14 protein-coding genes are annotated in these 12,609 nt (G+C 67.9%); 6 read left to right on the top strand and 8 right to left on the bottom strand.

Annotated elements, in window-relative coordinates:
- The first annotated feature begins 6 nt into the window (after nucleotides 1-6).
- From UA74_RS07595 to UA74_RS07575, 5 genes are all read left to right on the top strand, one after another.
- On the top strand, nucleotides 7-417 hold the full coding sequence (locus UA74_RS07595) for a VOC family protein (protein ID WP_075764117.1): 411 nt from the start codon (nucleotides 7-9) through the stop codon (nucleotides 415-417).
- 65 nt (nucleotides 418-482) lie between these two features.
- Nucleotides 483-2,888 carry an ATP-binding cassette domain-containing protein gene (locus tag UA74_RS07590; RefSeq protein WP_075766021.1) on the top strand — a complete coding sequence of 802 codons (2,406 nt, stop codon included), beginning with the start codon at nucleotides 483-485 and terminating at the stop codon, nucleotides 2,886-2,888.
- Nucleotides 2,889-3,060: 172 nt separating this feature from the next.
- Complete coding sequence (locus tag UA74_RS07585; RefSeq protein WP_075743522.1) at nucleotides 3,061-3,639, top strand: TetR/AcrR family transcriptional regulator; 579 nt, start codon at nucleotides 3,061-3,063, stop codon at nucleotides 3,637-3,639.
- 122 nt (nucleotides 3,640-3,761) lie between these two features.
- Entirely contained in the window at nucleotides 3,762-4,643 is an 882-nt protein-coding gene (locus UA74_RS07580; RefSeq protein ID WP_075739642.1) for an SDR family NAD(P)-dependent oxidoreductase, read from the top strand.
- A 173-nt stretch (nucleotides 4,644-4,816) separates the two neighbouring features.
- Nucleotides 4,817-5,734, top strand: coding sequence for an alpha/beta fold hydrolase (locus tag UA74_RS07575; protein ID WP_075739641.1), 918 nt, complete (start codon nucleotides 4,817-4,819; stop codon nucleotides 5,732-5,734).
- Nucleotides 5,735-6,087: 353 nt separating this feature from the next.
- Here the strand turns inward: UA74_RS07575 and UA74_RS07570 are convergent, their stop codons facing one another.
- Together UA74_RS07570 and UA74_RS07565 are read right to left on the bottom strand one after the other, a co-directional pair.
- Nucleotides 6,088-6,747: a response regulator gene (locus tag UA74_RS07570; RefSeq protein ID WP_075739640.1), complete on the bottom strand. Its 660-nt coding sequence runs from the start codon at nucleotides 6,745-6,747 to the stop codon at nucleotides 6,088-6,090.
- Entirely contained in the window at nucleotides 6,744-7,901 is a 1,158-nt protein-coding gene (locus UA74_RS07565) for a sensor histidine kinase (protein WP_075739639.1), read from the bottom strand. Before UA74_RS07565 ends, UA74_RS07570 begins: the two co-directional genes overlap by 4 nt.
- Nucleotides 7,902-8,072: 171 nt before the next feature.
- On the opposite strand from UA74_RS07565, the gene UA74_RS07560 reads away from it, so the two are divergent.
- The gene (locus UA74_RS07560; RefSeq protein WP_075739638.1) at nucleotides 8,073-8,939 is read left to right on the top strand and encodes a GNAT family N-acetyltransferase; all 867 of its coding nucleotides are present in this window, start codon (nucleotides 8,073-8,075) and stop codon (nucleotides 8,937-8,939) included.
- 189 nt (nucleotides 8,940-9,128) lie between these two features.
- Here the strand turns inward: UA74_RS07560 and UA74_RS07555 are convergent, their stop codons facing one another.
- The 6 genes from UA74_RS07555 to UA74_RS07530 form a co-directional block, all read right to left on the bottom strand.
- Nucleotides 9,129-9,470: a hypothetical protein gene (locus UA74_RS07555; protein WP_075764115.1), complete on the bottom strand. Its 342-nt coding sequence runs from the start codon at nucleotides 9,468-9,470 to the stop codon at nucleotides 9,129-9,131.
- A 30-nt stretch (nucleotides 9,471-9,500) separates the two neighbouring features.
- Complete coding sequence (locus tag UA74_RS07550; protein ID WP_075764113.1) at nucleotides 9,501-9,842, bottom strand: hypothetical protein; 342 nt, start codon at nucleotides 9,840-9,842, stop codon at nucleotides 9,501-9,503.
- 407 nt (nucleotides 9,843-10,249) lie between these two features.
- The gene (locus UA74_RS07545; RefSeq protein ID WP_157442186.1) at nucleotides 10,250-10,594 is read right to left on the bottom strand and encodes a hypothetical protein; all 345 of its coding nucleotides are present in this window, start codon (nucleotides 10,592-10,594) and stop codon (nucleotides 10,250-10,252) included.
- 32 nt (nucleotides 10,595-10,626) lie between these two features.
- The gene (locus UA74_RS31610) at nucleotides 10,627-11,373 is read right to left on the bottom strand and encodes a hypothetical protein (RefSeq protein ID WP_157442185.1); all 747 of its coding nucleotides are present in this window, start codon (nucleotides 11,371-11,373) and stop codon (nucleotides 10,627-10,629) included.
- Nucleotides 11,374-11,527: 154 nt separating this feature from the next.
- Complete coding sequence (locus UA74_RS07535; RefSeq protein WP_075764107.1) at nucleotides 11,528-11,719, bottom strand: DUF397 domain-containing protein; 192 nt, start codon at nucleotides 11,717-11,719, stop codon at nucleotides 11,528-11,530.
- Nucleotides 11,703-12,587, bottom strand: a complete 885-nt coding sequence (locus UA74_RS07530) for a helix-turn-helix domain-containing protein (protein ID WP_075764105.1) — start codon at nucleotides 12,585-12,587, stop codon at nucleotides 11,703-11,705. The genes UA74_RS07535 and UA74_RS07530 overlap by 17 nt, the downstream gene beginning before the upstream one ends.
- Nucleotides 12,588-12,609: the final 22 nt, after the last annotated feature.

Here is a 12,609-nt window from a genome sequence, read left to right as displayed (position 1 = left end):
ACCACCATGAACGTCACCATTCACGCAAGCTTCCTCCCGCACGACGACGCGGAGGCCGCGCTGGGCTTCTACCGCGACCTCCTCGGCTTCGAGGTGCGCAACGACGTCGGCTACGCCGGGATGCGCTGGCTCACCGTCGGCCCCGCCGACCAGCCCGACACGTCCATCGTGCTGACGCCGCCCGCGGTCGACCCCGGCATCACCGAGGAGGAGCGCCGCACCATCACCGAGATGATGGCCAAGGGCACCTACGCGGGCATCCTGTTGGCCACCGCCGACCTCGACGCGACCTTCACCCGGTTGCAGGAGAACGACGCCGACGTCGTCCAGGAGCCGACCGAACAGCCCTACGGCGTGCGTGACTGCGCCGTCCGCGACCCGGCGGGAAACCTGATCCGCATCCAGCAGCGGCAGTGAGCCTGCCGACGATCGCGGCCACGAACTGCACCGTCGGCGGCGGCAGGCGCAGAGAAGGAGACACGATGAGCACGGCCAAGCGGGCGACGGCGCAGTCTGCGCTGCACGTCGCCGACACCCACGAGGAGATCCGGGTGCACGGCGCGCGGGAGAACAACCTCGCCGACATCAGCGTCGAGATCCCGAAGCGCAGGCTGACGGTGTTCACCGGCGTGTCCGGCTCCGGCAAGAGCTCGCTGGTGTTCAACACGATCGCCGCGGAGTCGCAGCGGATGATCAACGAGACCTACAGCAGCTTCGTCCAGGGCTTCATGCCGACGCTGGCCCGGCCCGACGTCGACGTCCTCGAGGGGCTGACCACCGCAATCATCGTGGATCAGCAGCGGATGGGCGCCGACCCCCGCTCCACGGTTGGCACCGCCACCGACACGGGTGCGATGCTGCGCATCCTCTTCAGCAGGCTCGGTCAGCCGCACATCGGCTCGCCGCAAGCGTTCTCCTTCAACGTCGCCTCGGTCAGCGGCGCGGGAGCGGTCTCCTTCGAGCGCGGCGGCAAGACCGTCAAGGAACGGCGGGAGTTCAGCGTCCTGGGCGGCATGTGTCCGCGCTGCGAGGGCCGGGGCACGGTCTCCGACATCGACCTCACCGAGCTGTACGACGACTCGAAGTCGATCTCCGAGGGCGCGTTCACCATCCCCGGCTGGAAGTCGGACAGCTGGTGGACCGTGCGGACCTATGCCGAGTCGGGGCTGCTCGATCCGGACAAGCCGATCCGGGAGTACACGAAGAAGGAGCTGGCCGACTTCCTCTACCGGGAGCCGACCAAGGTGAAGGTCGAGGGCACGAACCTCACCTTCGAGGGCCTGATCCCCAAGATCCAGAAGTCCTTCCTGTCCAAGGACAAGGAGGCGATGCAGCCGCACATCAGGGCGTTCGTGGAGCGGGCCGTCACCTTCACCACCTGCCCCGAGTGCGACGGCACCCGGCTCACCGCGATCGCCCGATCGTCGAAGATCAAGGGCGTCGACATCGCCGAGCTGTGCGCGATGCAGATCAGCGACCTGGCCGACTGGGTCCGGGACCTCGACGAGCCGTCGGTGGCGCCGCTGCTCGTGACGCTGGGCGAGACGCTCGATTCGTTCGTGGAGATCGGACTGGGCTATCTCTCGCTCGATCGACCGGCGGGCACGCTCTCGGGCGGCGAGTCGCAGCGCGTGAAGATGATCCGACACCTCGGCTCCGCACTGACCGACGTGACCTACGTCTTCGACGAGCCCACCATCGGCCTGCACCCGCATGACATCCAGCGGATGAACGACCTGCTGCTGCGGCTGCGCGACAAGGGCAACACGGTGCTCGTCGTGGAGCACAAGCCGGAGACGATCGCGATCGCCGATCACGTCGTCGATCTCGGCCCCGGCGCGGGCACGGCGGGCGGCACCATCTGTTTCGAGGGCACCGTCGAGGACCTGCGGGCGTCCGACACCGTCACCGGCCGCCATCTCGACGACCGGGCCGCGCTCAAGGAGACCGTCCGCACCCCCACCGGCGCCCTGGAGATTCGAGGCGCGACGGCGAACAACCTGCGTGACGTCGACGTGGACATCCCGCTCGGCGTCCTGGTGGTCATCACCGGCGTCGCGGGTTCCGGCAAGAGTTCGCTGGTGCACGGGTCGCTGCCGAGGACGGCAGGCCCGGACGGCGCGGAGGTGGTGTCGATCGACCAGAGCCCGATCCGGGGCTCTCGGCGCAGCAATCCGGCGACCTACACCGGACTGCTCGACCCGATTCGCAAGGCCTTCGCGAAGGCCAACGACGTCAAGCCCGCACTGTTCAGCGCCAACTCCGAGGGCGCCTGCCCGAACTGCAACGGCGCGGGCGTGATCTACCTGGATCTGGGGATGATGGCGGGCGTCGCCACCACCTGCGAGGAGTGCGGCGGGAAGCGGTTCCAGGCGTCGGTGCTGGAGTACCACTTCGGCGGGCGGGACATCAGCGAGGTCCTGGCGATGCCGGTCACCGAGGCCGAGGAGTTCTTCGGCTCCGGGGAGGCGAGCATTCCTGCCGCGCACCGCATCCTGACGCGGCTGGTCGATGTCGGGCTGGGCTACCTCCGGCTCGGCCAGCCGCTGACCACGCTGTCCGGTGGCGAACGGCAGCGGCTCAAGCTGGCCACCCGACTGACCGAGAAGGGCGGCGTCTACGTCCTGGACGAGCCGACCACCGGCCTGCACCTGGCCGACGTCGAGCAGCTGCTCGCCCTGCTGGATCGGCTGGTCGACGCGGGCAAGTCGGTCATCGTCATCGAGCATCACCAGGCGGTCATGGCGCACGCCGACTGGATCATCGACCTCGGCCCCGGCGCGGGCCACGACGGCGGGCGGATCGTCTTCGAGGGCACGCCCGCCGACCTCGTCGCCGACCGCTCCACCCTCACCGGCGAGCACCTCGCGGCGTACGTGAGCGGTTGAGCCCGGGCCGCCTGTGGCGCGGCAGTGTCGTCTCCTCCGCCGTCTCGGCTCGTCGACTCGATCGCGAGCCGAGACGCGGTCGGCGACCGGCCGTGAGGCACCGCCCCACCAGCGACTCTGCCCGCGAGAACCGCGCGCCGTGATCGCGGGCGCTCGTCATTATGCTGACTTCGTGACATCACCAGCCGACCGAGCACACGCACTGCGGGCCGATGCCGCGCGCAATCGCGCTCGGGTGTTGCAGGTCGCCAGGGAGCAGTTGGCCGCAGGCGACGACTCCCTCCAGCTGAACACCATCGCCCGGCTCGCCGGAGTCGGCGTCGGAACCGTCTATCGGCACTTCTCCGACCGGCACGCCCTGGTGGAGGCGCTGTCGGCGGAGCGATTCCACGAGCTGGTGGCCGAGGCGCAGGCTGCGGCGGCCGAGGCGGATGCCGTCGCGGGCCTGCACCGCCTGCTGCGGTTCACGCTCGGCCGTCTCCCCACGAACCCCGGCTTCGCGGCCGTGCTCGAATCCGCCGACGACGTCGATCCGCAGACCTCGGCGATGAAGGCCGAGCTGGACCGCGCGGTCACGGAACTGCTCGATCGCGCCCGCCGCGTCGGCGCCGTGCGGCACGACATCGAGGCGGACGACGTGCGACGACTGGTGTGCGGCGTCGACCATGCCGTGCGTTCCGGCGGCGGCGATCCCCGGCACGCCGAGCTCTACCTCGACGTCCTGCTCGAGGGCCTGCGTCCCCCGCGCTGACGCGGCGGCCTCGTTCCGAGACCCGGACACTCGACCATAAGCGGATAGATATCCGATTGTGCTACCGTCGGCGACCGTAACCGGATAACTATCCGGACAGGCGTGCGACGGAAGGCGACACCATGGACCGAGGACGGGCAGTAGTGACGGCAGGCACCGGAGGAATCGGTCTCGAGACCGCGATGGGCCTGGCGGCAGCCGGGCACGCCGTCACCGTGGTCGGCCGAGACGCCAGACGCGGTGCTCTCGCGCTGGAGCGGATCGGCTCGGTCGCCACCTCGGCGAAGCCTCGCTTCGAAACGACCGACCTCGCCTCGCTCGACGACGTCCGAGCGCTGGCCGCCCGGCTCGCGGCAGCAGGTCCCTTAACGCTGCTGGTCAACAATGTCGGCGGGATGTTCACCGACCATCGGCAGACCGTCGACGGCATCGAGGCCTCGTTCGCCGTCAACCACCTCTCCCCATACCTGTTGACCGAACTCCTGCTGGAGCCACTGCACGCCGGCGGACCGAGCCGGATCGTGAACGTCAGCTCCGGCGCCATCCAGGCCGCCAAGCCCGTCTTCGACGCCGTCGAGCCGCCCGGCGCCTACTACGCCTTCCACTGGTACGGCCGGGCGAAGCTCGCCAATCTCGCCTACACCTGGGAACTGGCCGAACGCCTGCGCGGCACCGGAGTCTCGGTGTTCGCGGCCGACCCCGGCGGCGCCGCCACCGAGATGACCGACGGCACCCTGCTCTCCCCCGAGATCGTCTCTCCGGGACTGCGTCTGATGTGGCCGCTGGTCCGGCGGGTCTTCGAGCGCTCCACCTCCGGGCCTGCATCCGAGGCGTCGAGATCGTCCGTCTTCGCCGCCACCGACGCGTCCCTGGCCGGCCGGACCGGCCTGCTGATCGGGTCTCGATCTCGCCCCGTCCCGCCCGCGCGCAGGAGCACCGACCAGCGACTGATCAAGGACGTCCGCCTGCTCAGCAGACGGCTGGCGCCGCTGCGTCCCGCCTGACACCGAGTCGCCGGGCGAGGGCCTGTCCCCCGAGAGAGCTACGCGCAGGTGTCCTCCGGATGGTGACGATTCCGGGCCCCGGAATCCGTACCGTTTTCATCACTAGCAGTGCGGTACCGGAATTCACCGGGATACCGCCTGATTCTCCGTTCTCTCTTCTCAGGAGTGGCTTGATGATCCGCAATGGCAGGGCCTCCGCTCTGATCGCGCTGTTCGCCGTGGCCGGGGTAGGACTGGCCGGCTGCGGAGACTCCGCTCCCGAGGAAGCCGCGCCCGCCACGAACTCGTCCAGTTCGGACACCACGGAGCAGGCCGACGACGCGGCCCCGTTCACCGGCGTCCAGCAGATCGACGTCGACGGCAGTTCGGTGAACGTGTCCTGTTCCGGCACCCCGACCGACGGCAGGCCGGTCATCGTCCTGCTGCACGGGGGCGGTCACTCGCTGGACATGCTGGCCGATCTCCAGGACACCCTCGGCGAGACCGACCGAGCCTGCTCCTACGACCGGCTCGGCGCGGGTGCGAGCGATGCACCGAGCGAGCCACAGACCATCGAGAGCAGCGGCGTGGTCCTGACCGGCGTGCTCGACGAGGTCGCAGGCGACGCGCCCGTCGTGCTGGCCGGACATTCACTGGGCGGGCTGCTTTCCGCCAGGTACGCGCCCGATCACCAGGACCGGGTCGCCGGCCTCGTCCTGATGGACGCCACCTCGCCGACCCAGGCAGCCGACCTCGCCAGGGACGTCCCCGAATCCGCCGGCGGACCGGCCGCCGACCTTCGCGACCAGACCTTGGCCGTCATCGACGGCGAGAACCCGGAGATGCTCGCGTTCCCCGACGCAGACGTCCGGTCCGCAGGGGACATCCCGGTGGAGGTCGTCCAGCACGGCGTGCCGTATCTGGAGGAGGTGCCCGAGTACGGGGCGGCCATGGAGCAGGCCTGGGCCGAGGGCCAGGAGAAGTGGCTCGCCGTCTCCAGCAACAGCACCCTGAGCACGGCCGAGAACAGCGGGCACGAGATCTATCTCGACGAGCCCGAGGTCGCCGTCGAGGCGATCCGGCGGGTGGTCGAGGCCGCCGGGCAGCGCTGAGCCACGCACGGACGATCAGCACGAAGAGGGGGTCCGCACCGGACGGGGGATGCGGACGGCGGCGCCGGGTTCGATCCGGCGCCGCCGTCCCTTTCGTCGTGGCAGGGTGTCCGCGACGGACATCCGTGGCGGGTGTCGAGCGCGGTCGATCGGATGCGGTCCTCGCCCACGCAGCGGACAGGCGTCTGGAGCAGGCCGGGTTCCGCGAAGCCGAGCGACGCCCGCAGACCGACAGCCTCGACGGGAAGGCAGCCGAGAGACGGGGCTTGCAGGCGGCAGCGGTGGTGCGGAGACGGCCGCAGGCAGGAATCCGCCCGACACGCAGGCTTCGTCTGCCGGACAGTGCTGCCGCGTCAGGCGACCATGCCGTGGCGGTAGGCGTAGACGACCGCCTGGACCCGGTCTCGAAGTCCGAGTTTAGCGAGGATGCGGGAGACGAAGGTCTTGACGGTCTCCTGGCTGATCACCAGCGTCGCGGCGACCTCGCCGTTGGAGAGTCCGTCGGCGATGAGGCGCAGGACCTCCTGTTCGCGGGGCGTCAACGGGATGTCGGACGAGGTGTCGTCGACGGGGCGGATGCGCGCGGCGTACCGGCCGACGAGTTGTCGAGTCACCTCCGGGTCCAGCAGCGCCGCGCCCGTCGCCACGGTGCGGATGCCGTGCAGCAGTTGCGCAGGCGGCGCGTCCTTGAGCAGGAACCCGCTCGCCCCGCTGCGCAGCGCCTCGTAGACGTACTCGTCGAGGTTGAAGGTCGTCACCACGAGCACCTTGGCCGGTCGCTCCACACCGGCACCGGCCAGTAGGCGGGTCGCCGCAATGCCGTCGAGCACCGGCATCCGCACGTCCATCACGACGACGTCCGGGTGAAGCCGGTTCGCCAGTTCGACCGCGGCCTGCCCGTCCCCGCACTCGCCCACGATCTCCAGATCCGGCTGCGCGTCGATGATCGTCACCAGCCCGGTGCGGATCAACACCTGGTCGTCGCAGACCAGGACCCGGATCGGGGCGGTCACGACGGGCTCCCGGCGGGGATGCGGGCCCGCACGAGGAAGCCGCCCCCGGTCTGCGGCTCCGCATGGAAGTCGCCGCCGAGGACGTCGACCCGGTCGCGGAGACCCGCCAGACCCCGCCCGCTCCCGCCGGGGGACCCGGCCTGCGAGCCGGAACCGTCCGTGCCGACCTCCACGGTGATCTCGCCTTCTCCGTGGTGCAGCTGGACGGAGGTCCGGCTGCCGTGGGCGTACTTGAGGGCGTTGGTGAGGGCCTCCTGCACGACCCGATAGGCGACGAGGTCGGCACTGCCGGTCGAGACGGGCGGCGTGCCCTGCTCGAAGAACTCCACCGGCTGCCCGGCCCGGCGCGTCTGCTCCACGAGAGTGAGGACTCGGCCGACGGCAGGCGCCCTGGTCTCGGGGCCGTGGTCGGGATTGAGCAGGTCGAGCAGGTGCCGCAGATCCGTGATGGCGCGGCGGCCGGTGTCGGTGACAGCGGTCAGCGACTCGTCGAGGCGATCCGGCGCGGCGGTCAGATACCGCGCCGCCTCGGCCTGCACGACCATCGCCGTCACGTGATGGGTCACGACGTCGTGGAGTTCGCGAGCGATGCGGGTGCGTTCGGCGGTGCGGGTGTCCTCGGCGACACGGCGCCGCCGCTCGGCCTCCATGGCGCGGGTGGAGCGCAGCCACGCCCCGATACACCAGACGAAGACCAGCGCCAGGTAGAACGTCACGAACCCGGCCACCGACTCCCCGGTTCCGAGCTGGGAGAGCACGATCGCCAGCGGCAGATACCCCGCCACCGAGAAGAGGAGCGCGGTGGCGCGGCGTCGTCGTTCCAGGTGGACGCCCGTGCTCAGCACCGCGATGGCGAACGCGGTGCCCGCAAGCGTGTGGTAGCCGCCGAGCTGATCGACGGCGAAGCCCGCCGACACCAACAGCAGGCAGACTGCGGGCCGCTTCCGACGAATCGCGAGCGGAAGGCACTGAAGGGCGATCGCCACGACGGCCAGCGCGTCGAAGGGTCGGTCGGGCATTCCGCCGAGCTGGGTGCCGTGGTTGTGGAAGGAGGGCACGAACGACGTGGCGAGGAACAGTAGTCCCAGCGGGAGATCCCGAACCGAGACGTCGAGGCTGCGCCAGGATTCCAGGGCACGCCGGCGGTGATTCACGGACAGAGTGTAATCGGTAGCCACCCTCGTCCGGGTGAGCCTGCGGCGCCGCAGGGGGAGGGTGACAGACCGAGCAGGCCGGAGCGCTGAATGATCGCGATCTGCGACTGAGCATGCGGGCCGGCCGAGAAACCGTTGGGCCGGCCGGCACGGCAGTGTTTGAATCACGCTGTGTCGATCGTTCTGAGCACTCCGGAATCCGACGAGCTGGCCGAGGCCGTTCGTGTGCTGCGCGAGTGGCAGCACGACGGGGCGTCGGTGCCGTTGCATCCCGGCGACCTGGGCTGGTACTGGCGATTCGGAGCGGAGGCGACGGCCAAGGCGGTCCGAATCTGGCGTCGCGACGGGCGGATTCGCGCCCTCGGGCTGCTGGACGGTTCCGGTCTGGCGCGGTTGGGGATCGCACCGGGCGCAGCAGGCGACGAGGACCTGGCCCGCAGGCTGGCCGCCGACGTGTCGCAGCCCGAGCGCGGTGTCCTGCCGCAGGGAACCGCCTCCGTCGAGGCGCGCTGGCGAGGCGTGTTCCACGAGCTGCTGCTCGACGGCGGGTGGGAACTCAGCAAGCCGTGGACACCGCTCGTGCGTGACCTCGCGGAGCCGGTGGCGGACTGCGGCGTGCGCATCGAGACGACCGGCCCGGAGCAGGCCTCGGTGCGGGCCGCCGTGCAGCGCGCGGCGTTCAGCAGATCGACGTTCACCTCAGAGCGATGGCACGCGATGACCACCGGACCGCCGTACGCCGACGCCCGCTGCCTCATCGCGTACGACGATCACGGCGTCGCGGTGGCCACCGCAACGGTGTGGTCGGCCGGTGCGGGAAGGCCGGGTCTGCTCGAGCCGATGGGCGTGCACCGTGACCATCGGGGGCACGGCTACGGCAGGGCGATCACCGTGGCCTCGGCGGCCGCGCTGCGGGAGCTGGGCTCGTCGAGCGCGACCGTGTGCACGGCGACTGCCAACGTCGGCGGCGTCGCCACCTACCGCTCGGCAGGCTTTCGCCCGCTCCCCGACGTGCGGGACCTGCGCCGGAACGCCTAGGACGGCATTCGGCTGGCGCAGGTCGGCGGCGATGCGGAATCCGACATCGTGTCGCCGAGGACGGGGAGGCGGGCGGCGTCTCCGAATTTCGATTCCGCTACCAGGAGTCGGGCTAGGCGCGGATTGGGGCGCATTGGTGCGACTGACGTCGTTTCTCGTCATCGTCTCGCACCGAGGGGGATCGACGCCCTAGAACACACAGGTGCCGTCCTTGTAGCAGCCGTCAGCCTGGTAATCCACACTGGCCACCAGCGGCGACTCCCGCTTGATCCGCGCGGCCAACTCCTTGCCCCGCTCGATCCACGCCCGCTGGGCCTCCGGAGTCGGAAACTTTGAATCGGGCGGGTAGGACCTGTCGAGGATGGCCTGATACTCGTTGTCCCATGCGATGAGGTCTGCGACAAGATCGGGACCCAGCCGTAGATGTTCAGCCGCTTCCTCAACAGACCAGTTCGTTCCCGCACCTTTCCTCACATGGTAATAGAACGGCCCTTCGTAGAAGCCCGCAAGAAGAGCTACCTCGAATCCCATCCCCACTCCATTTCAGCAGTCTGGCCCCACTCAGAACACGCATGTTCCGTCCTCGAATGTTCCGTCAGCCTGGTAATCCACACTGGCCACCAGCGGCGACTCCCGCTTGATCCGCGCGGCCAACTCCTTGCCCCGCTCGATCCAAGCCCGCTCGGCCTCCGGAGTGGGAAACTTCGAATCAGGCGGATAGCTGTCATCGTAGATGGCTTGGAACTCGTCATCCCAAGCCCGCAGCGCAGTGACGAGCTCAGCGCTCAGCGCGAGGTCTTCGCCAGCCACCTCTACCGGGTGATTAATCCAATCACCATCGGGATCGACATAGAAGAATAGTCCCTCGAAGAACCCCGCGAGCATGACGATCTCGATAGCCATCGAGCACTCCCTTCCACACTCCACTCGGCAGCACTACTTGCTCAGAACACACATGTTGCTTCCTCGTAGTAGCCATCGACCTGGTAGTCCACATTCACCGCCAGCCGCGACTCCCCCTTGACCCTCGCCCCCAGATCTTTGCCATGCTCAACCAAGCATGTTCTGCCGACGGCGTGCGGAACTCGGAGTCCGACGGGTAACTGTCGTCGTAGATTGTTTGATATTCTGCATCCCAGGCCGTTAGATCGGCACCGAGCATCGCACTGGGGCCGAGATATCCACCCGCCTCCGCTACCGAATGGTTAGATCGAAGACCCCGCGCAACTAAGTAGCAGAACGGTCCTGCACTAAACCCTGCGATCAACCCTACTTGGATAGCCACAATGCCCCCTCCGTTTAGCTGCACCTTAAAAAACGCAGGTTCCCCTTTCGTAGTGACCGTGGGCCTGGTAGTCCACGCTCGCCACCAGCGGTGACTCCTGCTTGATTCGCGCGGCCAACACCTTGCCCCGCTCAATCCAAGCCCACTCGGCCTCCGGCGTGGAAAACTTTGAATCCGGAGGGTAATTGTCGTCGTAGATGGCCTGGTACTCCTCATCCCAGGCTGTGAGGTCCGCAACGAGCTGCGGACTGAGACTGAGGTCCTCGCCTGCTAGCTCGACGTCATGACTTGCCCATCGATCTTCTTCCGGATCATGATAGAAAAGCGGACCTTGAAAGAATCCAGCAAGAAGCGATACCTTGAGCGACACAATATCCATCCTTCAACCAGTCAAGGTGCAATTCATCCACGTCGACGCCCCATTGGATGAGACGTGACAATATATCCGTTGGAGGCAATGACGATCTTTATCAGCCGAGGACCCACCTCGGTGGGCACTTCATAGACTTCACCTCCATTTCCAGAGGTTCGAACGAGAGAACCGTTCTCAATCTCATTGAATATTACATCAAGCACACGCCTCTCCGGAATCCCCGACCCGGCGAATTCATCAATTCGCTCAGGCCTCAAGATGTGCGCCCTACCTGACGAATTCTCGTGACCTTCTTCCAGCCACACTAATCTGCCGTCGCGATGTCGTGTCATCCGGATAACCCTCTCTGGGCTGATCTTCGCCCCGCTCCGGCGGAGTTCGGCGATCCAGCCCGCGTAACGTACTTCGGGCGGCTCGGTCTCGTCAGTCGTCGCGCTCGCTGGCGGGTGGGACGGTACCGCCTCTTCCGTTGCCCGGCCTCGGAAATCTGCCGCAGTGGGTTCGCCAGCCCCGACCCCGGCGATGTCGTGGCAGTACGTATCGATGAGGGCCTGGGTCTGGGCGAAGAGGGCGTCGGCCGTGCGGACGTCCTCGCTGGACAGTCGGGCGAGGTCGGCGATGCCTGCGACCTCGGGTTGGGTCGAGCCGGCGGTGGCGGCGGCGAAGATCATGGCGCCGTCGACGATCGCGGCATCGGCCTGGGCGGTGGCAAGGCGGGCCGCAGTAAGTAAGGCATGGGCTTGCCGAAGCTGTGCGACCACGTCGGTGACGGACACGAATCGACCCCCTACTCTTCGTGACTGTCCCTATGGTGCCGCAGAGGCGAGACACGGGGAAAGCAGGGGTCGATCGACGATCCACGGCTCTGGCTGAGCGGAACGCCGAAGGCAGTCCGCCAAGGAACACGCTGAACCCGCCATCTGCGGCGGTTCAGCTCGTCCGGTTGCCCTTCGCCCTGGCCAGGAAGGCGTCGAAGGCAGCACGGTCTACCACCAGCGTCCCGCCCCCACGGTTCTTCGTGTCCCGGATGCCGACTAACCCGGGGGCATGGCCGACCTCGATGCAATCAGTTTGCTGACCGCTGCGACTGGACTTCCGCCAGCCGTCAAGATGCAGCGTCATCGCGTTGCCTTTCTCGGTGGTAGGGCAGGTACACGTCCCGGATGAGCCCGAGAGAGTCCTCCGAGCTCATCGCCTCCTTCAGCACGGTGTCGCGCGCCACGACGAAGTCCTCCACGTCCCGAACGTCGTCCACGAACGTGCTCGCCGACAAGTGTTCGAGATGGACGACAGGGGCGGAATCGGCGAACTCATACACCGAGAAGTTGCCGTTGAACGCGCCACTCGATCCCAGCGATGCAGGCAGCACGCGCACATCGACGTTGTCGCGGCTGCCCCATTCCAGCAGCCGACTCATCTGCTCTTCCATGATCGAATGACTGCCAGTGGGCATCCGGAGTGCCCACTCGGTGCAGACTGCAGTGAGGTGGAGCGGCAGCCCACCTGACCGAAGGATTTCCTGACGGCCCATCCGATACATGACCCGTGCTTCGATGATCTCGGCGGAGGCACCGCCGGCGCTGATGATCGCGCGAGCGTAGCCCATCGTCTGAAGTAGGCCAGGAACGATGAGTGGGGTGCTCACCATCAGCGTGACCGCTTCGCGTTCATAGTCCACGAGCGTCGCCAGTTGTCCGGGAACGCCCGCAGCACCCACGACCGTCCAGGGTGATCGGCCGATGTCCCGCGCCATGGTGAGGAGCTTGTCCCGCCGCGCCCCCGTGACGTTGAGGACCGCGAGCAGACTCGCCACGTCCTCCGCATCGGGCGGTTGTGCGCCAGTCTCGGCCCGAGCTAGTCGCGTGTGATGCCAGCCGACGAGTTGGGCTGCTGCCCGTTGCGACAGCTCAGCGGCCTTGCGTGCTTCCGCGATAGCGGTCCCGAGCGCTCGGGCGCGCGGTGATCGAGCCGCCTTCTTGGTGCGGGTCATGCGGCAAAGGCTAGATCAGCTC

It is taken from the genome of Actinoalloteichus fjordicus, assembly GCF_001941625.1.
Taxonomy (GTDB): Bacteria; Actinomycetota; Actinomycetes; order Mycobacteriales; family Pseudonocardiaceae; genus Actinoalloteichus_A; species Actinoalloteichus_A fjordicus.
Note: the sequence above shows the minus strand (reverse complement) of the source record. Positions and strands in the feature narration are given on the sequence as shown.

What these genes read in the sequence shown, in the direction of transcription:
- UA74_RS07595 (WP_075764117.1), top strand. Translation starts at nt 7, where the DNA reads ATGAACGTCACCATTCACGCAAGCTTCCTCCCGCACGACGACGCGGAG.
- UA74_RS07590 (WP_075766021.1), top strand. Translation starts at nt 483, where the DNA reads ATGAGCACGGCCAAGCGGGCGACGGCGCAGTCTGCGCTGCACGTCGCC.
- UA74_RS07580 (WP_075739642.1), top strand. Translation starts at nt 3,762, where the DNA reads ATGGACCGAGGACGGGCAGTAGTGACGGCAGGCACCGGAGGAATCGGT.
- UA74_RS07575 (WP_075739641.1), top strand. Translation starts at nt 4,817, where the DNA reads ATGATCCGCAATGGCAGGGCCTCCGCTCTGATCGCGCTGTTCGCCGTG.
- UA74_RS07555 (WP_075764115.1), bottom strand. Translation starts at nt 9,470, where the DNA reads ATGGGATTCGAGGTAGCTCTTCTTGCGGGCTTCTACGAAGGGCCGTTC.
- UA74_RS07550 (WP_075764113.1), bottom strand. Translation starts at nt 9,842, where the DNA reads ATGGCTATCGAGATCGTCATGCTCGCGGGGTTCTTCGAGGGACTATTC.
- UA74_RS07535 (WP_075764107.1), bottom strand. Translation starts at nt 11,719, where the DNA reads ATGACGCTGCATCTTGACGGCTGGCGGAAGTCCAGTCGCAGCGGTCAG.
- UA74_RS07530 (WP_075764105.1), bottom strand. Translation starts at nt 12,587, where the DNA reads ATGACCCGCACCAAGAAGGCGGCTCGATCACCGCGCGCCCGAGCGCTC.